25 protein-coding genes are annotated in these 22,574 nt (G+C 29.3%); 20 read left to right on the forward strand and 5 right to left on the reverse strand.

Annotated elements, in window-relative coordinates:
• The first annotated feature begins 14 nt into the window (after positions 1-14).
• Positions 15-968 carry a methionyl-tRNA formyltransferase gene (gene fmt, locus OCV55_RS01750; RefSeq protein WP_032090360.1) on the forward strand — a complete coding sequence of 318 codons (954 nt, stop codon included), beginning with the start codon at positions 15-17 and terminating at the stop codon, positions 966-968.
• A 10-nt stretch (positions 969-978) separates the two neighbouring features.
• Here the strand turns inward: fmt and OCV55_RS01755 are convergent, their stop codons facing one another.
• On the reverse strand, positions 979-1,944 hold the full coding sequence (locus OCV55_RS01755; protein ID WP_147579627.1) for a D-2-hydroxyacid dehydrogenase: 966 nt from the start codon (positions 1,942-1,944) through the stop codon (positions 979-981).
• A gap of 408 nt (positions 1,945-2,352) precedes the next feature.
• On the opposite strand from OCV55_RS01755, the gene OCV55_RS01760 reads away from it, so the two are divergent.
• From OCV55_RS01760 to OCV55_RS01780, 5 genes are read left to right on the forward strand one after another with little or no spacing between them, the layout of a single operon-like run.
• Positions 2,353-3,654: a pyrimidine-nucleoside phosphorylase gene (locus tag OCV55_RS01760; RefSeq protein ID WP_147579673.1), complete on the forward strand. Its 1,302-nt coding sequence runs from the start codon at positions 2,353-2,355 to the stop codon at positions 3,652-3,654.
• Between the two features lie 12 nt (positions 3,655-3,666).
• Positions 3,667-4,497, forward strand: a complete 831-nt coding sequence (locus OCV55_RS01765) for a Cof-type HAD-IIB family hydrolase (protein WP_147579628.1) — start codon at positions 3,667-3,669, stop codon at positions 4,495-4,497.
• Positions 4,498-4,512: 15 nt separating this feature from the next.
• The gene (locus OCV55_RS01770) at positions 4,513-5,268 is read left to right on the forward strand and encodes a MurR/RpiR family transcriptional regulator (RefSeq protein ID WP_032090356.1); all 756 of its coding nucleotides are present in this window, start codon (positions 4,513-4,515) and stop codon (positions 5,266-5,268) included.
• Between the two features lie 13 nt (positions 5,269-5,281).
• Entirely contained in the window at positions 5,282-6,037 is a 756-nt protein-coding gene (locus OCV55_RS01775) for a MurR/RpiR family transcriptional regulator (protein WP_032090355.1), read from the forward strand.
• Positions 6,038-6,059: 22 nt separating this feature from the next.
• Positions 6,060-6,617 carry an NUDIX hydrolase gene (locus tag OCV55_RS01780; RefSeq protein WP_032090354.1) on the forward strand — a complete coding sequence of 186 codons (558 nt, stop codon included), beginning with the start codon at positions 6,060-6,062 and terminating at the stop codon, positions 6,615-6,617.
• On the opposite strand, the gene bilS is transcribed toward OCV55_RS01780, so the two are convergent.
• The 4 genes from bilS to OCV55_RS01800 form a co-directional block, all read right to left on the reverse strand.
• On the reverse strand, positions 6,614-7,051 hold the full coding sequence (gene bilS, locus OCV55_RS01785) for a flavodoxin family protein BilS (RefSeq protein WP_032090353.1): 438 nt from the start codon (positions 7,049-7,051) through the stop codon (positions 6,614-6,616). The two genes, OCV55_RS01780 and bilS, sit on opposite strands and share 4 nt — an antisense overlap.
• Positions 7,035-7,385 (reverse strand): hypothetical protein, encoded by a 351-nt coding sequence (locus tag OCV55_RS01790; RefSeq protein ID WP_032090352.1) that lies wholly within the window; start codon positions 7,383-7,385, stop codon positions 7,035-7,037. The genes bilS and OCV55_RS01790 overlap by 17 nt, the downstream gene beginning before the upstream one ends.
• A gap of 69 nt (positions 7,386-7,454) precedes the next feature.
• Positions 7,455-8,348, reverse strand: coding sequence for an ROK family protein (locus tag OCV55_RS01795; protein WP_147579629.1), 894 nt, complete (start codon positions 8,346-8,348; stop codon positions 7,455-7,457).
• A 48-nt stretch (positions 8,349-8,396) separates the two neighbouring features.
• A complete protein-coding gene (locus OCV55_RS01800) occupies positions 8,397-9,740 on the reverse strand; it encodes an FAD-dependent oxidoreductase (RefSeq protein ID WP_147579630.1) in 1,344 nt (447 codons plus the stop codon).
• A 101-nt stretch (positions 9,741-9,841) separates the two neighbouring features.
• On the opposite strand from OCV55_RS01800, the gene OCV55_RS01805 reads away from it, so the two are divergent.
• The 14 genes from OCV55_RS01805 (at position 9,842) to OCV55_RS01870 (ending at position 22,571) form a co-directional block, all read left to right on the forward strand.
• Entirely contained in the window at positions 9,842-10,384 is a 543-nt protein-coding gene (locus OCV55_RS01805; protein ID WP_147579631.1) for an LOG family protein, read from the forward strand.
• A gap of 55 nt (positions 10,385-10,439) precedes the next feature.
• Positions 10,440-11,174: an HAD family hydrolase gene (locus OCV55_RS01810; protein WP_147579632.1), complete on the forward strand. Its 735-nt coding sequence runs from the start codon at positions 10,440-10,442 to the stop codon at positions 11,172-11,174.
• Complete coding sequence (locus OCV55_RS01815; RefSeq protein ID WP_032090347.1) at positions 11,174-11,968, forward strand: MurR/RpiR family transcriptional regulator; 795 nt, start codon at positions 11,174-11,176, stop codon at positions 11,966-11,968. Before OCV55_RS01810 ends, OCV55_RS01815 begins: the two co-directional genes overlap by 1 nt.
• Before the next feature lie 118 nt (positions 11,969-12,086).
• On the forward strand, positions 12,087-12,539 hold the full coding sequence (locus OCV55_RS01820; RefSeq protein WP_032090346.1) for a heme-binding protein: 453 nt from the start codon (positions 12,087-12,089) through the stop codon (positions 12,537-12,539).
• Positions 12,520-13,254 (forward strand): HAD-IIB family hydrolase, encoded by a 735-nt coding sequence (locus tag OCV55_RS01825; RefSeq protein ID WP_147579633.1) that lies wholly within the window; start codon positions 12,520-12,522, stop codon positions 13,252-13,254. The genes OCV55_RS01820 and OCV55_RS01825 overlap by 20 nt, the downstream gene beginning before the upstream one ends.
• A complete protein-coding gene (locus tag OCV55_RS01830; RefSeq protein WP_147579634.1) occupies positions 13,251-14,171 on the forward strand; it encodes a Gfo/Idh/MocA family protein in 921 nt (306 codons plus the stop codon). The genes OCV55_RS01825 and OCV55_RS01830 overlap by 4 nt, the downstream gene beginning before the upstream one ends.
• Positions 14,171-15,148 (forward strand): Gfo/Idh/MocA family protein, encoded by a 978-nt coding sequence (locus OCV55_RS01835; RefSeq protein ID WP_147579635.1) that lies wholly within the window; start codon positions 14,171-14,173, stop codon positions 15,146-15,148. The genes OCV55_RS01830 and OCV55_RS01835 overlap by 1 nt, the downstream gene beginning before the upstream one ends.
• The gene (locus OCV55_RS01840) at positions 15,138-16,169 is read left to right on the forward strand and encodes a Gfo/Idh/MocA family oxidoreductase (RefSeq protein WP_147579636.1); all 1,032 of its coding nucleotides are present in this window, start codon (positions 15,138-15,140) and stop codon (positions 16,167-16,169) included. The genes OCV55_RS01835 and OCV55_RS01840 overlap by 11 nt, the downstream gene beginning before the upstream one ends.
• Before the next feature lies 1 nt (position 16,170).
• Entirely contained in the window at positions 16,171-16,947 is a 777-nt protein-coding gene (locus OCV55_RS01845; RefSeq protein ID WP_147579637.1) for an HAD-IIB family hydrolase, read from the forward strand.
• Positions 16,948-17,103: 156 nt separating this feature from the next.
• The gene (locus tag OCV55_RS01850; RefSeq protein WP_147579638.1) at positions 17,104-17,817 is read left to right on the forward strand and encodes a transposase; all 714 of its coding nucleotides are present in this window, start codon (positions 17,104-17,106) and stop codon (positions 17,815-17,817) included.
• A 770-nt stretch (positions 17,818-18,587) separates the two neighbouring features.
• Positions 18,588-19,034 carry a DUF6568 family protein gene (locus OCV55_RS01855; protein WP_147579639.1) on the forward strand — a complete coding sequence of 149 codons (447 nt, stop codon included), beginning with the start codon at positions 18,588-18,590 and terminating at the stop codon, positions 19,032-19,034.
• Positions 19,035-19,046: 12 nt separating this feature from the next.
• Positions 19,047-20,327 (forward strand): FtsX-like permease family protein, encoded by a 1,281-nt coding sequence (locus OCV55_RS01860; protein ID WP_147579640.1) that lies wholly within the window; start codon positions 19,047-19,049, stop codon positions 20,325-20,327.
• Positions 20,308-21,057 carry an ABC transporter ATP-binding protein gene (locus tag OCV55_RS01865; protein ID WP_032090339.1) on the forward strand — a complete coding sequence of 250 codons (750 nt, stop codon included), beginning with the start codon at positions 20,308-20,310 and terminating at the stop codon, positions 21,055-21,057. Before OCV55_RS01860 ends, OCV55_RS01865 begins: the two co-directional genes overlap by 20 nt.
• A 107-nt stretch (positions 21,058-21,164) precedes the next feature.
• Positions 21,165-22,571 (forward strand): ROK family protein, encoded by a 1,407-nt coding sequence (locus OCV55_RS01870; RefSeq protein ID WP_147579641.1) that lies wholly within the window; start codon positions 21,165-21,167, stop codon positions 22,569-22,571.
• The last annotated feature ends 3 nt before the right edge of the window (positions 22,572-22,574 follow it).

The raw sequence follows: 22,574 nt of genomic DNA on the forward strand, positions 1-22,574 counted from the left end.
AGGAAGTGAAAAAAATGAATCAATTAAAAATCGTATTTATGGGAACAGCAACTTTCTCTGAAGCTGTTTTAAAAAACTTAATTCAACATGATTACAACATCGTCCAAGTTGTTTCACAACCAGATCGTCGTGTTGGAAGAAAAAAAGAACTTAAAATGCCTGAAGTTAAAGTTGTGGCCTTAGAACATGATATACCCGTATTTCAACCACAACGTATCAAAGATGATTATCAAGCCATTATAAATATGCAACCTGATTTAATTATTACAGCTGCTTATGGACAAATGATTCCACAAGAAGTTTTAGATTGCCCACGTCTTGGATGTATTAACGTTCATGCGTCATTACTTCCAAAATATCGTGGAGGAGCACCTGTTCATTATGCCATTTTAAATGGAGATGAAAAAACAGGAGTAACAATTATGTATATGGTAAAAAAGATGGATGCAGGAAATATCATTTATCAAAAAGAAACGCCTATTTCTAATGATGAAACAGTAGGAGAACTTTATGATCGTTTATCTATTTTAGGAGCTGAAGCGATTATTGAAGCAATGCCTGCTATTATTGAGGGGACAAATGAATCCATTCCTCAAGATGAATCAAAAGTAACATATTCTCCTGTTATTTCTAGAGAACAAGAAAAAATTGATTTCAATAAGCCAGCAGTAGAAGTTTATAATCATGTAAGAGGATTAAATCCTTGGCCTGGAGCTTATACAACGTATCAAGGAAAAACAGTAAAAATCTATCAAGGGCTTGTACATAATTGTCCAAATGCTATGACACATCACGCACACCAAGAACCTGGAACAATCGTGAAGATTTTTAAAGATGCTATTGGTGTAAAGGTACAAGATGGGGTTTATATTATTACTGAATTCCAATTAGAAGGTAAGAAACGTATGCTGGTAAAAGATTATCTTAACGGGCATAATATTTTTGAAGTTGATCAAAAGTTTGAATAGCGCTGAGGCGCTATTTTTTATATGTGACAACTTTTCGATGACCTGTTTGAAAATCAACTTCATTTTCTAAAGTTTCATGATTTTTTAAATGTTCAATATTTCTAATAACAAGCTCTGTATAATAATTACGAACACTTTGCCAAGCAAAACCACCTGAACTATGAGGAGTAATTAAAACACGATCATAGCTCCATAAAGGTGAAGTTGCAGGTAAAGGTTCTTCTTCCACAACATCTAAACCAACACCATAAAGATGCCCTTGATTTAATACTTCTATTAAATCTTTATTACTGATGGCACTTCCACGACCAACATTGATTAAGACAGCATCTTTTTTCATTTTTAATAATTTATCTCTGTTAAAAATATGAATTGTTTCTTTGCTTTGTGGAAGTGATAAAATCACAAAATCGCTTTGTGGTAAAATTGTATCTAAATCATTGATTGTTGCGACTTCATCAACATAAGGAAGCTCCTTTTGGACTCTTCTTTTAATAGCGGTAATATGACAATCAAAGGCTTTTAGTCTTTTCGCAATTTCATAGCCAATATCACCATAGCCAACAATACAAACACGACTATGATAAATTTCTTTTCCTTGCTTTGAAGGAAGCCAATTTCCTTCTTTCATTTGTAAAGCATACGTTTTTAAGCTTTTACAGAAAGTAATCATCATACCAATAACATGTTCACTAATGGCAATCCCATAACTTCCACTGGCATTAGTAAGTTTAGTGGTTTTATTTAAAATACCTTCTTTAATATATTGATCGCTTCCTGCACTATTAAGTAAGAGAGCTTGTAAATGTTCTTGATTTAAATTTAAATCAAGATGTGGATTTCCCACAATGACATCAACTTGATCAATATCTTCTTGAGTTGGTCTTCTTTTAATAAGAACAGTATCATTTATAAAATATTCTTGGATTTTTTTACTTTCGGCCTCTTGTAATGGGGCACATACTAAGATTTTCATAAATTCACCTCCAAGTACATTTTATCAAAAATTATTTTTTTCGCCAATTGGCACTAAAAGACTTGTTTTTACTTTCTTCAATACCACGATGTCCATAAGTTTCCGCCATATCAAAAAAAGTACAATCAAATTGATAAGCTTCTTGAATAGCTTCAATACCTAACTTTCTTTTGGTTGGTACTATGTCAAGATTTTTTATTATCGCTTGAATGTTAGATGAATGTCCATCCTTCTTTAAAAGAAGATTATTTTTTACCTTATGGGATTGTCTGTAGGAGAAATTCTTCTCAAAAAATGGAAGAATTTCTTTCTATGATTGAAAAGATTCTCTCGAAGTTATGAAAGTGTTTTCAAAATAAAATAAATTATAGTAAAATAAGATTAGATTGAAATAAAGGGGAAATGGCAATGAGAATGGTTGATTTAATAGAATATAAAAAGAATAATGGAGAATTCAATCAGCAACAAATTCAATTTATTATAGATGGTTATGTTGATGGAAGTATTCCTGATTATCAAATGTCAGCATTATTAATGGCAATTTGTTTTCAAGGACTTACTACAAAAGAAACGGCAATGCTTACACAAGCTATGGAATATAGTGGAGATATTATCGATTTATCGAAAATTGAAGGAATTAAAGTGGATAAGCATTCAACTGGGGGTGTTGGTGATAAAACATCTCTTGTATTAGGACCAATTGTTGCGGCTTGCGGTGGTAAAGTAGCTAAAATGTCAGGAAGAGGTTTAGGACATACCGGTGGAACATTGGATAAATTAGAATCGATACCAGGTTTTAATATTTATGTATCAGAAGAAGATTTTATCAAACAAGTCAATGATATTGGTTTAGCCATTATTGGGCAAAGTGCCACACTTGTACCCGCTGATAAAAAAATTTATGCTTTACGTGATGTTACTGGAACGGTTTCATGTATTCCTTTAATTGCTTCATCCATTATGTCTAAAAAACTTGCCAGCGGGGCAGATACGATTTTATTAGATGTCAAATATGGAAATGGTGCTTTTATGCAAACGTTAGAAGATGCTAAAAAGCTTGCTCAAACAATGATCGACATTGGAAAACATTGTCATAAAGATACACGTGCAACTATTTCAAGTATGTCACAACCTTTAGGAAAGGCAATTGGTAATAGTTTAGAAGTCATTGAAGCAATTGAAACGCTTAAAGGGAATGGACCTCAAGATTTAGAGGAACTTTGTTTAAAAGCAGGAAGTACAATGCTTGTTCAAGCAAAACTTTATCAAGATGAAAAAGAGGCGTATAAAGCATTACAAGAGGTAATTTCTAATGGAAAGGCTTTAGAAAAACTCAAAGAAATGGTTCAAAGACAGGGTGGAAATGTTTCATATATAGAAAATCCTGAACTATTTGAAAAACCAAGTGTTATAATGGAAATAACTTCAAAGGAAACAGGTTATGTCAAAGCATTAGAAGCAAAGAATTTAGGAATTGTTTCAATGAAATTAGGTGGTGGTCGCATGACTAAAGATGAAGATGTTGATCATGCTGTAGGACTTGTTTTAAATAAAAAAATAGGGGATCATGTAGAAATCGGTGAAACGTTATTGACTGTTTATGCAAGAAATAAAGTGAGTCAAGAAATCATAGAAGAAATTTATCAAAGTTATACAATTGTGGATGAATTTGTTGAAAAACCTATTTTGATTGAAGAAATCATGAAGTAAGAGGTAAGAAAAATGAAGTATGTATTTTTTGATATTGATGGAACAATTCGTGGGAAAAGTAGAGAAATTACAAAAAGAAATAAAGAAGCTATTTGTAAGTTAAGAGAAAATGGACATAAGGCTTTCTTATGTACAGGAAGAGCACCTGTTTCGATTACACAAGATATTTTAGATGTAGGTTTTGATGGTGTTATTTCAGCAGCGGGAAGCTTTATTCAAATTGATGGTGAGTATATCTATGAAAACTTTTTAGATAGTAAGCTTTTACAACAAGCTATTGTTTTATTTTCTAATGCACAAGTTGGCTTTACTCTTGAAACGAAAGATGAACTTTTTCAATCAGGTTATGCTAGAGAGTATATGGAAAGAAGACAAATCAAAGATACACAAGCCAATCCAGAATTAGCTCGTTTCTTTGAAAAACGTAATCAAGCCTTCAAACCAATTACTGAATATGATCCTGGTAAAGATAAAGTGACTAAAATTGTTTTTATTGCATATGATAAATATGCATTGCTTGATACAGTGCCTCATTTAAGTAAAGATTTTAATGTCGTTGTCTTTTCTAAACCAGAAGATGATTTTATTAATGGGGAAATTATTTCAAAGAACTGTACGAAGGCAGATGCCATTGAAAGAGTGATGGATTACTATCATGCCAGTATGGAAGATACAATTGCTTTTGGAGATAGTATGAATGATTATCAAATGCTTGAAAAAGCAAATCAAGGAATTGTTTTTGAAGGAGCAAAGGAAAAGTTATTAGATATTGCTTATGATACTTTCAAAGATCCTGATCAAGATGGAATTGCCTTAAGCTTAGAAAAACTAGGCTTAATATAGAAAGGAAAGGTACGTATGGGAAATGTACTACTTGCAAGAATACTTGAATACTTTAATGGAACTCTTTTTTTAGATGATAATTATCGATTTTGTGTATTCTTTATTGAAAATTATATAGATTTTTATAAAATGACATTAGAAGAAGTGGTTGAAAAATCAAAGATTTCTAAAGAAGCAATTTTAAATTTTTTAAGTCATTTGGGATTTGATGATTATGCTTCTTTCCAAGATAAGCTTTATGCCGATGTTATTTTAAGACAAGATCAAATTCGTTCAAGAATGCTTGGTTTAAAAATGGATGATCTTTTTAAACAAGTGCATTTATGTGATGATAAAGAAAAATTTATTGAAGATCTCGATCATATTTGTCATGATATTTCAACGTCTAAAAGAGTGGTTATTATTGGAGCACTTTATCCAATTTCTATTGCCGTTGAATTTCAAACAGATTTGATTACTTTTGGAAAGCCTGTTTTCCAATATCATTCTTTTGATACACAATTGGATCTCAATAAAGATGATTATGTTATATTTGTTTCGGCAACAGGAAGAGCTTATGATGCTTTCATGAATGATCATCAAGATTTTGATATCAATAGATCTCAATTCTTACTCATTACACAAAATAAAAAATATAAGAGTCAAATTGGGGATGAACGTGTGATCTATGTTGCAAGTTCAAGACATGATAGTATTGATTTTAACTATCGTTTGATGACAATCTTTGATATTATGCGAGTAACGTATTATAAAAAATATCATTTTATTTAAAGGGGAGGATGTTATGAATATACTACTTTCAAGAATTTTAAAATATTTAAATGGTACATTGTTTCTTGATGATGCGTATCGTTTTTGTGTATTCTTTATCCTTCATTATCAAAACTTTGGAGATTATTCGTTAGAAGAAGTTGCAAATGAATTAAAGACAACACCAGAAAGTATTTTAAACTTTTTAAAATATTTAGGTTTCTATGATTATCAAACATTTGTAGAAACTTATTATAAACATAAACGAATACGTCTTGAACAGATTGAAGAACGTATGGAAAATCTCAATATTTGTACGTATGTTGAACGCATTAAAGTTTCTAATGATAATAAAGAATTTTTAAAGAAAATAGAAGAAGTCTGTACAAAAATCCATGAATCAAAACGAGTAATTCTTGTAGGGGCTCTTTATCCTATGTCTATTGCGGTAGAATTTCAAACAGATTTAATTTCTTTTGGGAAAACAGTTTTACAATATCATACGTATGATAAAGATATGATTTTTAATGAAAATGATTATGTTATTTTTACTTCTTCTTCAGGAAGGTCTTTAGAAGGCTTTATGTATACAAGAACAAATCTTTCATTACAAAATACGACATCTTTGCTTATTACCCAAAATCCAACCTATGCAAGAAGGAAATTAACTACAGATACGATTCAAGTACCAGGAAGATTTGATGGTATTAACTTTAACTATCAAATTATGACGATCTTTGATTTAATTCGTGTGATGTATTATCAAAAATATATTGAAAAACAGGGATAACCTGTTTTTTTAAGGAGAAGCAATGAAACAAAAACTACTCAATTATCAACCTTTTAATGAACAAGAAGAAAAAGATAAAGAACTTTTACTTAAAGTGATTGAACAAAAAGATGTTCTCACACGTAAAAATACAATAGGACACTTCACTGTTTCTTGTTGGGTTTTAAATCAAAGTCATGATAAGGTTTTAATGTGTTTTCATAAAATTTATAATTCTTGGTGTTGGCTTGGAGGACATGTTGATGGGCAAAAAGATTTTAAAAAAGTGGCATTAAAAGAATTTCAAGAAGAAAGTGGTTTAAAACATGTTCAGTTTTTAAAGGATGACCCTTTTTCAATTGAAGTTTTAACTGTTAATGGACATATTAAAAATGGAGTTTATGTATCCAGTCATCTCCATTACAATATTACCTATTTAATGGAAGCTGATGATCAAGAAAGATTAATTATTAAAGAAGATGAAAATAAAGGATTACAATGGTTTGACTTTGAAGAAGCTCTAAAAGCTTCTACAGAACCATGGTTGGTCGAAAATGTTTATAAAAAATTAAATAAAAAAATAGAAAAAGGTTATCATTAAACGATAGCCTTTTTCAAATTTTCTAAATCTTCTTCATTTGGATGATTTAGTGCTTCATAGTAGTTTTCAATAAGTAAATCAATATTTTTTGGTGCCTTGTCACTTTCTTTTAAAGAAAGATAACGTTGAAGAACAGAGTCAGGCATCTTTCCTTGACACATAAAACTTCCAACAACTTCATTGGTTGAATCAATGCTTTCTTTCACTTTATTTATAATACGTTTAAAATATTCTTCACTTTTTCCAAAACCAGCAGTTCCAAAGAGAAAGATTTTTTGATGATGCAATGTTTTTAAATAATCTAAAGCTTCTTGATTGGCGTTTCCTTTATCTGTCCAAAAACCAACATAGATTGTTTTTGAATCATTGATATTGTCTTTTAAAAAATCTCCAAGGAGTTTGGTGTTTCCTGTTTGACTAAAATAATGAATCATCTTTTACAACTCCTGCAACTTTTGTAATAGGCATTGCAAAGGCAATCCCTGTATTATGTTTTTTTAAACCACCCAAAGCTTTATCAATTGTATCAAAAACAAGATCTGTTTGTTCATCGTTAATAATGAAAAACATTGTTTTACTATCAGGACGTGCTTGTTCAAGGAAAAGTCTTAAAGAACCTAAGATATAACTTTCATCACTTTCTTGAATATAAGAAATCATTCCCTGAGAATCAAGAATCGTTCCACCACTTACTCCTGCTTTTTTTAAACTTGTTAATAAATTTTGTAAAAGTTCTGTTTTATGTAAAACAACAAATACTACTTGCATAATTGTCACCCCTCAATGTTATTGTACACTGATTTTAGTTTTTAAAAAAGATATTTCTCAAAGAGAAAATTATTTAAAAGTTTGAATGTGTTGGTAAAGAGCACCAATTAAATTAGCGTCATTTCTAAATTTACAAGGAACAATTTCAGGATGATAAACATCAAAGTGTAAATTATCAAAAATTTCATTCATATTTTTATTAATGAGTTCAATAAGTAATGGTTGGGCAGATATACCACCACCAATAGCCATTTTTTCACAATCAAAAATAATGTGTACATTAAAGATTTGAGTTGCGACTTCCTTGGCAAAAGCATCGATTCCTGCAATGACTTTTTCATTACCCTTATTAGCCATTTCAAAGATTTCAATTCCAGTATATTCTTTGTCTGTTTCAAGTGCCTCTTGAACACGTTGTAATAACCCAGAAATACCATTTCTCGTACACCAAGCATGATTCCAAGTAAAAGGATCTAAGTTGTTTGTTTTAATAAAAGAAAATTCACCCGCTGAAAAATGTTTTCCTGTATGAACTTTATGATCTTTAATCAAACATCCACCAATTCCTGTTCCTAAAATAACCACAGCGCCATCTTGAATATCTTGGAGATTTCCAAAACCAATTTCCGCATTGGCGGCACATTTAGCGTCATTACCAATTGTAATGTTTGTTGGACAACGCTTCTTTAAAACTTCTACAGTTTCTAATTTATCAATATAACGTAAAGCACCACCAGTATATTGATAGCCTCTTTCAGGATCAATGATACCAGGCATAGAAAGAGCCATACCATCTATCTGATCTTGAAATTGATCATAGATTTTTCCAATTGTTTCAATAAAGTTTTCAAGGGTGTCCATAGGAGTTGGTACACTTGATTTTTCTAAAATAGTTAAATCTTCTTGCAATAGCGCATATTTGATGGCACTGCCACCAACATCTAATGTTAAATATGTTTTCATAAACTTCCTCCCATACATTATTATATAATAGAAGAAATGAAATAGGTATCATTTTTGTTTATTCATATCTTTTAAACAAGGCCCTTCAATAAGTTTTCCATAACAATCAAAAACAGATTGATGACAGGGACAATGCCATATTTGATTTTTTTCATCAAAAGAAAGTAGACCTTTTAAATGAGGACAGTAGGGAGAAAAATAATGATAAATGCCTTGCTTATCTAAATAAACAGCATAGAGTTTATGATTGATTTTCATTAATCCTCCTTGACCTCTTTGTAAATTTTTCTTGGTACGAAAATGAAATTTGACATAACCAAGATAAAGGTGATGAAGCATTTGTTTCAAATATATTTTAGAATAGCTTAAAGAATAATAATGACAAGAAAATAAGGAAAGATAGGCATTATCGTTATTTAAATAAAGATCTTTAATGATTTTAGACGCTAAAAAAGAATTTGTCATACCCCATTTTTGAAAACCATAAATAAAATATTCATGTTCTTTATAACACCCCATATAAGGAATACCTCTTAAAGGAATCGTATCTTGTGCAAACCAGTCTTTACTCTTAGAATTAATAACTAAAGCATGATTTTTTAAAGGACGATAACTTTCTGTAAGATCAATAGAGAGGGTACATTGATTTCCTGTTCTTTGTTTTAAATCAACATTTTCTAAAGATTGAAACATTTTTAAAAAGTAGAAACCTTTTTTTATAAAAGGATAACGCGAGGCATGAATGAGATCTTGGCAGATAATACGATGTCCTTGTACATAGACAAGAAAATCGTTTTTTCTTTTTATGATTTTATCAACACGACTATGTTCATAAAATTGAACATTTTTCTTTTGACAACATTCCACAAGATGATAGAGATATTTTAAAGGATGAAAGATATATTGATGATGCAAACTGATTGTTTTTAAATGTTTTTGATTGTCAAAAACAGTTTCACCAAAGAGGTGTAAATAATGTTGTTCTTTTTCAAGCATTCCAACATTTTTTAAATCATCGGTATATAAAGACATCGTACATTCTTTTAAACAACAATCGATTTTTTCTTTTTCAATTAAATCTTTAATACCTTTCATTGCTTCTTTTTGACTTTGATAGTAGAGATAAGCTGTTTCAATATTATAATGTTTTACAAGTTTTTGATAAATAAGACCTTGTAAAAGAGTAATTTTAGCCGTTGTATGTCCACTGGTATGACTACCTAAAAGATTCTTTTCAACAATAGTTATTTGTTTACCTGTTTCTTTTAATTGATAAGCGCATGAAATGCCGGATAGACCACCGCCAATAATAAGAATATCGGTTTTTATATCTTTATTTAATTGTTTAAAACAAGGATGTTGACTTGTCTTTTGCCAATAAGATTCATTCATAAAATCACCTGCTTTATTATGAAACAAAAACGCATTTTTTATACAGAAAATGATATAATAATCAAAAGGATAAAAAAGATTTATAAATTTTGGAGGTATACATGAATATAACAGTTTATTTAGGGGCAAGTAATGGAAATGATCAAAATCTTTTTTTAGCAGCAAGAAAACTTGGAAAGTGGATTGGCGAAAATGGACATACACTTGTTTATGGAGGCTCTAAATGTGGTTTAATGGGAGAACTGGCGGAAAGTGTATTAAAGGCAAAAGGAAAAGTCATAGGAGTTGAACCACAATTTTTCATTGATGCCGGTTTTGATTATCCTAAAATAACACAATTAATTGTGACACAAGATATGAGTGAAAGAAAAACAAAAATGATTGAATTAGGGGATGCTTTTATTGCTTTTCCAGGAGGAACAGGAACTTTAGAAGAGATTACAGAAGTCATGTCTAAAGTTTCATTAAAACATTTAAAGACACCTTGTATGCTTTATAATTTAAATGGATATTATGATGATTTAAAGAAACTTTTAGATAAGATGATTACTTTTGATTTATCCTCTAAAGAAAAACAAGAAGGTATTTATTTTGTGGAAAATTTAGAGGAAATAAAAGAAATATTAAAAAAAGAAAATCGATGAAAATGATTTTCTTTTTTTACAAAATCAACTACAATAAAGGCATTGGAGGATTATTATGAAAGTACTAGCAAGTGATTATGATGGAACATTATTATTTAATGAAAAATTTAAAGAAGGGGATTTAAAGAAAATCAAAGAGTTTCAAAAAGCGGGTAATTTATTTGGTTTATGTAGTGGAAGGCCTTTTAAAGGCATCTATGAATTTTGTAAGCCTTATATTGATTTTGATTTCTATATTCTATGTACAGGAGCACTTGTACTTAATAAAGAAAGAGAAGTTATTTATAAAAGTACGATTTCTAAGCATTTATTACATGAATTTTATGATTGTTATCAAAAAGATTATGATATTTTTATTCAAGCTAATATGCAAATCTATACATTTTTAAAAGAAGACTTAGGTCCAATGGTTAGACAAGTTATTACTTCTTTAGATGAAGTAGAAGGAGATATTTATGGTTTATCCATGAATGCAAAAACAGATGAAAACGCTAAAAAAGTGTGTCTTGATATTGAAGAACATTTTCCTGAATTAACTGCACATCAAAATAAAGAATATATTGATATTACTGAAAAAGGATGTTCTAAAGGTTTAGGAATTTTAAAATTAAAAGAATTAATGCATTTAGAGGAAGTTGCCGGAATTGGAGATTCGTATAATGACATTCCTATGTTAGAAACAGTGGATCATTCTTTTACTTTTCCAACATCACCAGAAAGTTTAACATCGATTGTTGATGATGTAGTTGATAGTGTGGAAGAAGCGCTTGATATTTTAATGAAAGAATAATGAAAATATTACAACAACTTAAAGAAAATCATTATACTGAATCAGAACAACAAGTCATTGATTATTTATTAGATCATTTAGAAGATTTAACTTTACTTTCAATCAATGATCTGGCAAAAAAGAGCTATACTTCAAATGCAACGATCATTCGTTTATGTCATAAAGTAGGCTATCAAGGTTATCGACAATTTAAATTGGCTTTATTACAGGAACTTGAAGCTAATAAATATATGGTAAGTCAAGTAGACTATACAATCCCATTTCAAGTCAATGAAACAAGTGAACAAATCATTCAAAACATGTTTTCTCTTTATCAAGAAAGTATTCAACAAGTCTATCATCATTTATCTATTGAGACCTTAAATAAAATAGCAACATTGATGGTACAAAAGAAAAGAGTTTTTATTTATGGCTATGGCGATAGCCAAATAACAGCAGCAAACTTTATTAATAAACTTGCAAAGCTTAACTTATTTCCTGTCTTAGCAACTCAATACGGGGAAGAAATCTATATTTCCAAACAATTACAGCCAGGAGATTTTGCTTTGTTTATCTCTTATAGTGGAGAAAATACATCCCTTTTAGAATGTATGAAAATCTTAAATCAAAAAGGAATTCAAACAGCTTTGGTTACTGCTAATCTTCAAAGTCCACTTGTTGTTTATAGTCAATATCAGATTATGATTCCTGACTATGAAAAACAAAACAAGATTGCAACCTTTTATTCTCAACTTGCTTTTATGTACATCTTAAATAATTTACATGCCCTTATTTATCATCTTAAAAATAAGTGAACCAAAAGTTCAGTTTAACTGAGCTTTTTTTCATTTACCTTGAACCTTATTTCCATAATGAGATGCATCTCTTAAAAAGAGAAAGAAGATATGTTATAACAAAATTGAGGTGAAAGAGATGACAAAAGAAGAAGTCTTACAATTAGAAAAAGAACTTTCTTTTCAAGAATTCAATAATCATGATGCCTATCAATTAGGACAAATCATTGTAGATCATATTGAAAAGAATCATTTAAAAAATGTTAGAATCCGTATTGTTTTAGATAAAGATATTATTTTTCAATATTTAATGGATGGTAAAAAAGGAGTCATTTGGCTTGATCGTAAACAAAAAACAGTTGAAAAATATGGACATAGTAGTTATTACATCTATTTAGAAAATGAAGAAAATAAAACGTATCAAGAAGATGAAAAAGATGAAAGTCTTGTTATTTGTGGAGGAGGTTTTCCTTTAATTATTCATGATGAATTAAGAGGAAGCATTCTTGTTTCAGGGCTTGTCCATGATGAAGATCATCAAGTCATCGTTGATTGTTTAAGGAAACTAAAAGATGAAGGCACTTGCAAGTGATATAGATGGCACACTTGTTTTTAATCAACAAATAAAAAAACAAGATAAAGAGGCTATTGAAAAGTATCAAAAAAAACATCTTTTTGGAGTATGTAGTGGAAGACCTCGATGTGCCCTGTTTGATTTAGAAAAGCTAAAATTAGATTTCTATATTCTTTCTTCAGGAGCAATGATCTTAGATAAAGGTTTAAATATCATTCAAGATTTTTCAATGAAAAAAGAAATCGTTCAACAAATCTTTAATGAATATAAAAAGAAAGCACACATCATTTTACAAACAGGAAATGCAGATGTCTTTTATGCAACCCTTAAAGAAGATTATAATCCTAAATTAAAAATCATTTCTTCTTTTAAAGAAGTAGAGCATGAAATAATTTATGGCATATCTCTTGTTTTTAAAGATGACAAAATAACCAAGAAAGCTTGTCTTGAAATTAATCAAAAATATCAAGAAGTTGAAGGTTTTCAAAATAGAAATTCAATTGATATTGTAAGAAAAGGCTGTTCAAAAGGAACAGGGATCAAAATCATTAAAGATTATTATCACTTAGAAAAGGTAGCAGGAATAGGGGATTCCTATAATGACTTACCGATGTTAAAAGTCGTAGATACAGCCTTTACTTTTAAAACATCCCCTCAAGAAATACAAAAACAAGTACATTATTGTGTTAATGATATTGCTGAAGCAATAGCGTTATTGGAGGTAGAAAAATGAATTTTGGAATTATAGGTTATGGAAACATAGCGCGTAAGTTTGTTAAAAGTATTACTTATACTAGTGGGGGAAAAGTGCATGCCATTGCCTCACATTCTTTAGATGAAAACGACAGTTACTTACAAAGTCATCCTTTAGTTAAACTTTATCGTGATTATGAGGAACTTTTAAAAGATGAAGATATTGAGGCCGTTTATATTGCAGTTCCTCACTATGAACATAAAAAATGGATTATAGAAGCCATTAAACATCATAAAGCGGTTTTATGTGAAAAACCACTTGTCTTAAAAAGTGAAGATATTGATGAAATTAATCAATATGTTAAAGAATATCAAGGCTATTGTTTAGAAGCTTTTAAAACAAAATTTAATGTAGGTTTTGATCATTTAAAAGAAGATTTAAAGTTGATTGGAAAATTAAAATCAATTGAAGCAAACTTTTGTTTTGATGGGACAGATAAAAAAGATTCTTACTTGTTTGATCCAAAACAAGGTGGGGCTTTAAATGATGTAGGAAGTTATGTCGTTGGTTTTGTCCTTGGTTTAGTGGATGCACCAGTTGAAAGTGTTGAATCTCATATTGAAAAAGAAAATGAGATTGAAATGAATTTTAAAGCAACTTTAAATTTTAAAAATGAAATTCAAGGAAAAGTAGAAGGTTCAATTAATTATAATAAAGAACGTTATGCTTTAATTAAAGGAGAAAAGGGAGAAATCTATGTCCCAATGTTTAACCGTGTAGTTGAATACACAATTCATTTAGAAAATGAAGTCATTCAAAAAACATATCCAATTGAAGGAGATGACATGACTTTAGAAATACAAGCTTTAATTAATCATAATCAATCAACACATACATTACAAGATTCAAAAAAATTACAAGAAACAATTGAAAAAATTAGAGAGGAAGCAAAATAATGAAACTAGGAATTTTAGGAACAGGAATGATCGTTAAAGATGTTCTTACCATGTATCATGAACTTGGCGTTGAAAAGACTTATCTTTTTTCAACAAAAAAATCAAAATCACAAGCATTAGAACTAATTGAAAAATATCATTTAGATAAAGTTTACACAGATTATGATGAATTACTTCAAAGTGATGTTGATACAATTTATTGTGCTTTACCTAATCATCTACATTATGAATTTTCAAAAAAAGCTTTAGAAAATGGTAAAAATGTCATTATTGAAAAACCAATTACAGCGAATAGTAAAGAATTAGAAGACTTAATTGAAACCGCCAATAAAAAGAATTTAATGATTTTTGAAGCTATGAATTTACATTACACACCTGCTTTTCTTTCATTAAAAGAAGATTTAAAGAAATTAGGAGATATTAAAATTGTTTCATTTAACTATTCGCAATATTCATCAAGATATAATGCTTTTAAAGAAGGAATAATTTTACCAGCTTTTGACTTTCATAAAGCTGGTGGAGCTTTAATGGATTTAAATGTTTATAACATTCATGCTTTAATCGATTTGTTTGGGAAACCTGTTTATCATAAATATATGGCAAATATTGAAAGAAATATTGATACAAGTGGGATGATGATTTTTGATTTTGAACATTTTAAAGCTTTATGTATTGGGGCTAAAGATTGTAAAGCGCCTTTAATGAATACGATTCAAGGAAACTTAGGAGCAATCGTTGTTAAATGTCCGTTAAGTCAAATGACAGAATATGAAATCTGTTATAACGATGGGACAAGTGAAATAAAATCTTTTGAAAAGAAACATCGTTTAATTTATGAATTTAAAGAATTTATAAGAATGATTAAAGAAAATGATGTTAAAAAACAAAAAGAAATGTTAGAACTTTCATTATTGATTTCTAAATTAATGGAAGAAGGAAGAATGCAAGAAGGGATCGTGTTTGATAATGATAAATAATAAAATTGTTTTAGGATATATTGGAAATGGAAAAAGTACCAATCGTTATCACTTACCATTTGTGATGCAAAGACCGGATAAGTTTATTGTTAAAACAATTTATAATCCACGTATTCATCATGATATATGGGATGAAATTGAAGGAGTCAACTATACTGAAAATCAAGATGATATTTTCTTAGATGATGAAATTGATATGGTGGTTGTATGTACAGGACATCATTATCATTATGAATATACTAAAAAAGCACTTGAACATAATAAACATTGTTTATGTGAAAAGCCTTTTATGGAAAATAGTGAACAAGCTAAAGAAATCTTTGCACTTGCAAAATCAAAAGGACTTTATTGTTCAGCTTATCAAAATAGAAGATATGACAGTGACTTTTTAACTGTACAAAAAGTGATTGAATCAGGGAAATTAGGAGATTTATTAGAATTAGAAATGCATTTTGATTACTATCGTCCTGAAATACCTGAAAGTGTTGATCATTTTGATCCAGCAATGTCTTATTTATATGGACATGGTTGTCATACTTTAGATCAAGTCATTTCTTATTTTGGAAAACCTGATGATATTCATTATGATGTAAGACAACTTTTAGGAACAGGTCGTATGAATGATTATTTTGATCTTGATCTTTATTATGGAACATTAAAAGTATCCGTTAAATCAAGTTACTTTAGGGTAAAATCAAGACCTTCTTTTATCGTTTATGGTAAAAAGGGAATGTTTGAAAAATATAGTAAAGATCGACAAGAAGAACATTTAAAACTTTTCCATATGCCTACTAATAGTGATTTTGGAAAAGATTTACCAGAACATTATGGAACCCTTACTTATTATGATGATGAAGGCATTTATCATGAAGAAAAAGTTCCAACAGTTGACGGCGACTATGCACGTGTGTATGATGGTATCTATGATAGTATTGTAAATGGTAAGGAACAAGTCATCCAACCATGGCAAACAATTCTACAAATGGAAATGTTAGAAACAGGAGTAAAGGATTTAAAATAGTATGAAAAAATATTTTTTCTTTGATATTGATGGAACACTAACTGATTTAAAAACACATCAAATTGTCCCAAGTGCCAAGATTGCTTTAGAAAAGCTTAAACAAGCAGGTCATTTTGTTTGTTTGAATACAGGAAGAGCCCATTATAAAGCGGAAAAAACAAGAAAAGAATTTAATTTTGAAAATATGGTCTGTAATGGGGGCAATGGAATTGTATTAGGTGGTATTTTAAAAGAAAATATCCCCTTAGATAAACAAGGAGCTTTAAAAATCATTCAAGAAGCTAAAGAAAAAGGGATTGGTTATTTAGTAGCAATCAATGATAGTCAAGAAGTCTATGGTGAAAATGATTTATTTATTCAACAAGTAGGCTATCGTAAAGAACCAACAACTTATATTTTAGATCAAGATTTTGATTATACACAAGTAGAAAACTTTTATAAAATCTATCTTGCTTTAGATGAAAAAGAAGAAGCTTCTTTTCAAAACAAAGATCAATTAGGCTCATTACGTTTTGAAAAAGAATACTTAATGTTTCAACCAGATAATAAAAAAGGCGGTATTTTCAAAATGATGGAAATACTCCAAGCACCTATTCAAGATGTAGTTGTCTTTGGTGATGACTATAATGATCTTGATATGTTTGATAAAGATTTATGGACAGGTGTCGCTATGGGAAATGCCTGTGATGCTTTAAAAGAAAAAGCAACTTACATCACAGATAAAAATGTTGATGATGGTATTTATAATATCTGTGAAAAAATGGGTTGGTTTGAATAAAAAATGAAGAGGCTGTAACAAAATAAAATAAACCGCCAAAAATAGAAAAAGAACAATGAAACAGCAAAAACTGAAACATTGTTCTTTTTTGTTGTATAATTTATATATGGAAAACAAAATTCTAAAACAAATGATTATAACGCATTACAACTGTCTTTGCCAATAGATTTAGGTATTAAAATTGATGAAGATGATATGGTTATTTCTTTCCTAAAGGCACTAGAAGGAGTGAATTTGTCTAAACATTTCAAAAAAGGTAAGTGTCGAGGAAGAAAGGAATATGACAGATGTAAGCTTTTGAAGGTTGCACTTTTTGCCTATATGTTATGCGATAATGATTTGAGATCCATGGAATCATTATGCAGATATGATATTCGTTTCATGTACATAATGGGTGAAGAAAGACCCAGCTTCATGGCTTTTGAAAGACTTTTAAAAGACTATCTCGTTAAGAATATTGATGAGATATTTTTTGAACTTTCAAATAGTATAGGTGCTTTAATGAAAATAAATAAAGAAATTCAGTACATAGATGGAACAAAACTGGAAGCAGATGCAGGAAAATATACATTTGTCTATAAAACAAGGATCATCAATGCAAGGAAAAAACTGTGGCAAAAAATAAGTGATTCAATAGCTGATATCAATAAAAACAGAGGATTAGGATTCAATCAAAATGATAAATACTGTGCTCAAGAAATAGGATATATCGTACAATATCTTTTTGAAATCATGAAACAAGAGATGCTGAAGATGCCGATTTGGATAGGTATACAAGAGATAGTCTTATTAGAATCGGCGATTCGGATCAGGCTGAGGCTGTTAGAAGAAAACTTGATACACATACAAGTAAAGAACTTCCTAAACTAAAAAAACAGAGAGGTATTAAGAACGATGAGATAACCGGTGAGCCATTAGGTAAAAATGCTGCATTTCATCATTCGAATGAGAAAGAGCTTTTTACGGATCCAGTCGACGTTCTCGATGAAAATAAAGGTATTAACGTAAATAATGATACGCACAAAGAAATTCATAAACAGAACATCAGGACTACGGATGAGCTTAAAAAGAAATCGGTAAGTATAAAGAAAGTGATAGCAAAATAGAATTTGTCCGACGGAATGGTGCAACTTTTTTGCATTTGCGTTAAAGGGTGTAAAAAAATATGATTACATCACCACGTGCGCGAATGTTAATGCGATGCAGGATTTCAATGCATGTGGAAACATGCATTACACTTGGGAAAAAATATGTAGATGAATTCATGTTTCAATATAGGGAGTATTTGATATTATGATTTTATTTGATTTGGTTATAAATATTATTGAGGTTTTAATTTAAAAAAATAAGATTAATATTTGTTAATTTTATTAGGCAATTAGCGCAGCATTTAGATGTTCGATATAAAGTGACACAAGATAATGGGTTATGTATTTTTAAAAGCATTCAATCAATGAAGTAGGTTTAAATTACCTACTTTTTTATTTTCGTGCCATAAAACTGACTTCCATGCCAGAAAGATACTGATTTAAAAGAAAATAATAAGTGTAGAGAGGAAATATAAAAAATATTTCAAAAAGTACTTGAGTATAAAGTGACTCTATAGTCTATGTTGAAGGTGTCAAAGGAGGAAATGACTTATGGAAAAGAGTAAAAAGACATTAAAAATGTTAGGAATTTGTATTATTGGACTTGTAATTGTGGTAGCAGTAAATATGTTGAAGAAACCAGAAGATCCATTTAAAAATCCAAAAGATGTTGGATTTAGGTATCAACATATAGAAGAAAAGAATCTATTAAATAATTCTGAAAATGATACGTATTTTGTATATTTCTATGAAACAGGAAATAAACAATGTGAAGAAGTAAATGATGATGTCAAAAAAACTTTAAGTGGGCATTCAAATCTTTATTTTTTCAATGTTGAAGATACTACATTAAAAACAGGAAAAGATTTTGATTATAAAAACGTTACAGATTATAAAGATATTACAATAAAACAAGTACCAATGCTTATTCATGTAGAAAACAAAAAGATTGATCATGTTTATTACAAAGCAAGTGATATAAAAAAAGCATTAGAATAGTAGGTGAAAGTTATGTTGAAGTTTGCATTAGAAATGTTGTGGACAGAAAGAAAAAAAGCATATGGCTTGATTGTTTCTATTGTCACAACACTCAGTATTTGTTTATTGTTTTTACATTTTATTATTAATCCATATCTCGCTAAAAAGGTGACATATGATGATATTCTTGATTTTAGTGAACCTTATTGCATTATGTTGATGGGATTGTTTATTTTAATGGTTTGTGTTTCATTGATTTGTTATTCATGTAATTATTATATGAAACTTCATGCTAGAGAAATAGGAATGCTTAAAATGGCAGGATTTAATCAGGGTAAAGTAGTGCTTTATCAATTGATTCAAATGATTATGATCATAGTTGTTTCAGTAATAATCACTTGTTGTTTATCACTAGTGACAACACCAATCTTTTTAACAGTTGTTTATCGTTATTGTCATATTCATCAAAGTATTTTCTATTTTAATACAAGATTATTTTCAATGATAGGAATTTTAGTTGTTTGTATTTTAATTGTTTTAATTGGAATGCAAGTGAATTATATCAACAATAATTCTTTATCATCGCTCATTAAAGATAAATATATTACAACACAAAAAGAAGATCATCGTGTATTTGTCATACCTGATTATATCTATATTTTAGGTTATTTCTTAGGACTTTATGCGATGTATGTAGGAGAAGAATTAGATGCAGGATTTGCGATTGCTTCTTGTATTGGGGCTATCAGTGCTTATGGTTTGTTTTATTATTTCATTCCTCATACTTTAAATGAAATGGTTGATTCGTTGAATCTAAAAGGAGAAGATACGATTGTTTTAGGTGATTTAGCCTTATTTATGCAACAAAGTAAATTACTCATTGTCTTTATTATGTTAGCTGTCATTTTAATACCAACATTTATTTTCTCATCGCTCCATATGAAGATGTTGCATATTGCTTTACACATTGGTGCTATCTTAATTAATTTTGTTTTATGTTTAAGTGTTGTCAGTCGTTTTGATATCGATGCTTTAGAAAAGAAAGAACATTTTAAAAACTTATGTAAGATGGGACTTACAAATCAAGATGTCAAGAAAATATCTTATAAAGAAGGAAATGGATTTTATGTTGTATTATGGATTTTTGCAGGTATTTATATTTTAAGTATTGCTTGTACGTTTTTAATTCGTGCATCAATTGATTTAGGACTTGTTGGTATTGTTTTACTTGAGTTTGTTGTTCCTTATGGAATGGCTGAATTGATTGTTTATTTAAAGAAAAGAGGTCAAAATTATGAGTTACATGGAAATTAGAAATTTAAAGAAAGTTTATAATCCTTATGGCATTCATCCTAAGGTGGCTTTAAATGGATTAGATTTTGAAGTAGAAAAAGGAGATTTTATTTGTATTATGGGAGCCTCTGGTTCAGGAAAAACAACACTTGTTAATATCTTGTCAACGATTGATGAAGCAACTCATGGACAAATTTTTCTTAATCAAAAAGATTTACTTCTTTTATCAGAAAAAGAAAAAGCAAATTTAAGGAAAGAAGAAATTGGTTTTATTTTTCAAAATTATAATCTTATTGAATCATTAACAATCAAAAATAATATTTTATTTTCATTAAGACTAAATAAAGTAGATCAAAAAATACAATTAGAAAAATTAAATGAACTTACAAAAATGTTAAATATTGAAGAAATCATTGATAAATATCCATCCCAATGTTCAGGTGGACAACAACAAAGAGCAGCGATTGCTAGAGCGTTGATCAATGATCCAAAGATTATCTTCGCTGATGAACCAACAGGGAATCTAGATAGTTTAAATGCCAGAGAACTGATGGAATATCTTGTAAAAATCAACGAAGAAAAACATACAACGATTATCATGGTGACGCATGATAGCTTTGTGGCTTCTTATTCAAAGAAAGTTTATTACATGAAAGATGGACATTTAGACTTATCGATAGATCGTCTTACAAAATCACAAGATGATTATTATAAAGAAATCGTTAAAGTTACAACACAAATGCATTTATAAAACAGGAGCTTTTCCTGTTTTTTATATAGAATTATTTTTTCTAATTTTGTAAGAGCTTTCAATGATATGCAATAGTGTGTTAAAATAGCAATAAAGGTGGGATTGAAATGGATGATTTTTTAAGAGAAATACAAACCTCTCTATTTAGAGAATGGATCAATAATCAAAAAAGAGATTATTATCATCTTCATCAAAGTGAAACAGATCCAGATGCAATTATTATAGAAAATGAATATTGTTATAGCTATGTAACATTTAATCCACAATGTATTATTGAATTATGTGTAATGAATAAAAGAACAGATGAAATGGCTTTTTATCTCCATTTTCAATTCAAAACGCTTAAACATGCCATTTCTTTGTTTGAAGAAATGGATCAATGTATTAAAAAAATGATAGATCAACCGATCTGTCGACTTTTACTATGTTGTAGTGGTGGAATGACAACAACCTTTTTTGCAGATAAAATAAAAAATGGTATAAAAGTATTAAATTTAAATATGGAAGTAGCCGCTACTTCTTATCAAAAAATATATAATGTTGCTCAAAACTATGATGTTATTTTATTAGCACCACAGGTATCTTATGTTAAATTACAAGTTGAAAAAGTCTTTAAAAACAAACTTGTTTTAAAGATACCAACACAAATTTTTGCTTCTTATAATGTGGGTGCATTGATTACTTTTATAGAAGAGTCTTTAAAACATAAAGAAAATAAATATAATGGTTATGTTGAACCATTAGCTTCAATGATGGAAATAAAGACAAATAAAAATGTTTTAGCGGTATCTATTAACGCTAATGGTGAAAATAGTCATATTTCTTATCGTTTATATAATTCACATCAAGATATTGTCTTAGACAGTAATATTATTAAAAGTAATATTAAACTTCAAGATGTATTGGATGCTTTGGATACAGTTGTTTTACAAAATGAAATGATTGATGTGATTTCTATTGCTTTACCGGGTGTTATGGTTGAAGGAAATGTTTATTCAGGGATTATAGAAGGTGGTAATCATCAATTAAAAGAACGCTTAGAAAAAAGATATGAAAAAGAAATTTATTTAATTAATGATGTTAATGCCGCGGTTGTTGGTTATTATGCTTCACAAAATGAATATAAATCACTTGCTTTTTTATTTCAACCAATTGGACGTATGGCTGGAAGTGGGATTGTTGTAAATGGACAACTGGTAAGAGGAATGGATCATTTAGCAGGTGAAGTAGCATTATTACCTTTAAATCTTTCGGATGCTTATTTAACGCTAGCTAATACTCCAGAAGGTACTTTGGAGTTGGTGACTAAAAATATCATGAGTATTATTGCGATTGTGGCACCTGAAGCGATTGTTGTTTATAGTGATTTGATTTTAGATAGTCAAGATGTTAGTGATGAAATCAAAAAAGCATTAAGTCAATATCCTTTAAAAGTGTATCCACAAATTATTAAAGTAGAAAATATCTTAGAATATATATTATTAGGAGCAATGATTTTAAGTGCAAAGGAGTAAGAA

Source organism: [Clostridium] ammoniilyticum, from assembly GCF_025566905.1.
Classification (GTDB): Bacteria; Bacillota_I; Bacilli_A; order Erysipelotrichales; family Coprobacillaceae; genus Faecalibacillus; species Faecalibacillus intestinalis.

Bases quoted from the DNA above. Each gene is read 5' to 3' on its own strand.
- fmt (WP_032090360.1), top strand. From the start codon at position 15: ATGAATCAATTAAAAATCGTATTTATGGGAACAGCAACTTTCTCTGAA.
- OCV55_RS01755 (WP_147579627.1), bottom strand. From the start codon at position 1,944: ATGAAAATCTTAGTATGTGCCCCATTACAAGAGGCCGAAAGTAAAAAA.
- OCV55_RS01760 (WP_147579673.1), top strand. From the start codon at position 2,353: ATGAGAATGGTTGATTTAATAGAATATAAAAAGAATAATGGAGAATTC.
- OCV55_RS01765 (WP_147579628.1), top strand. From the start codon at position 3,667: ATGAAGTATGTATTTTTTGATATTGATGGAACAATTCGTGGGAAAAGT.
- OCV55_RS01770 (WP_032090356.1), top strand. From the start codon at position 4,513: ATGGGAAATGTACTACTTGCAAGAATACTTGAATACTTTAATGGAACT.
- OCV55_RS01775 (WP_032090355.1), top strand. From the start codon at position 5,282: ATGAATATACTACTTTCAAGAATTTTAAAATATTTAAATGGTACATTG.
- OCV55_RS01780 (WP_032090354.1), top strand. From the start codon at position 6,060: ATGAAACAAAAACTACTCAATTATCAACCTTTTAATGAACAAGAAGAA.
- bilS (WP_032090353.1), bottom strand. From the start codon at position 7,051: ATGATTCATTATTTTAGTCAAACAGGAAACACCAAACTCCTTGGAGAT.
- OCV55_RS01790 (WP_032090352.1), bottom strand. From the start codon at position 7,385: ATGCAAGTAGTATTTGTTGTTTTACATAAAACAGAACTTTTACAAAAT.
- OCV55_RS01795 (WP_147579629.1), bottom strand. From the start codon at position 8,348: ATGAAAACATATTTAACATTAGATGTTGGTGGCAGTGCCATCAAATAT.
- OCV55_RS01800 (WP_147579630.1), bottom strand. From the start codon at position 9,740: ATGAATGAATCTTATTGGCAAAAGACAAGTCAACATCCTTGTTTTAAA.
- OCV55_RS01805 (WP_147579631.1), top strand. From the start codon at position 9,842: ATGAATATAACAGTTTATTTAGGGGCAAGTAATGGAAATGATCAAAAT.
- OCV55_RS01810 (WP_147579632.1), top strand. From the start codon at position 10,440: ATGAAAGTACTAGCAAGTGATTATGATGGAACATTATTATTTAATGAA.
- OCV55_RS01815 (WP_032090347.1), top strand. From the start codon at position 11,174: ATGAAAATATTACAACAACTTAAAGAAAATCATTATACTGAATCAGAA.
- OCV55_RS01820 (WP_032090346.1), top strand. From the start codon at position 12,087: ATGACAAAAGAAGAAGTCTTACAATTAGAAAAAGAACTTTCTTTTCAA.
- OCV55_RS01825 (WP_147579633.1), top strand. From the start codon at position 12,520: ATGAAGGCACTTGCAAGTGATATAGATGGCACACTTGTTTTTAATCAA.
- OCV55_RS01830 (WP_147579634.1), top strand. From the start codon at position 13,251: ATGAATTTTGGAATTATAGGTTATGGAAACATAGCGCGTAAGTTTGTT.
- OCV55_RS01835 (WP_147579635.1), top strand. From the start codon at position 14,171: ATGAAACTAGGAATTTTAGGAACAGGAATGATCGTTAAAGATGTTCTT.
- OCV55_RS01840 (WP_147579636.1), top strand. From the start codon at position 15,138: ATGATAAATAATAAAATTGTTTTAGGATATATTGGAAATGGAAAAAGT.
- OCV55_RS01845 (WP_147579637.1), top strand. From the start codon at position 16,171: ATGAAAAAATATTTTTTCTTTGATATTGATGGAACACTAACTGATTTA.
- OCV55_RS01855 (WP_147579639.1), top strand. From the start codon at position 18,588: ATGGAAAAGAGTAAAAAGACATTAAAAATGTTAGGAATTTGTATTATT.
- OCV55_RS01860 (WP_147579640.1), top strand. From the start codon at position 19,047: ATGTTGAAGTTTGCATTAGAAATGTTGTGGACAGAAAGAAAAAAAGCA.
- OCV55_RS01865 (WP_032090339.1), top strand. From the start codon at position 20,308: ATGAGTTACATGGAAATTAGAAATTTAAAGAAAGTTTATAATCCTTAT.
- OCV55_RS01870 (WP_147579641.1), top strand. From the start codon at position 21,165: ATGGATGATTTTTTAAGAGAAATACAAACCTCTCTATTTAGAGAATGG.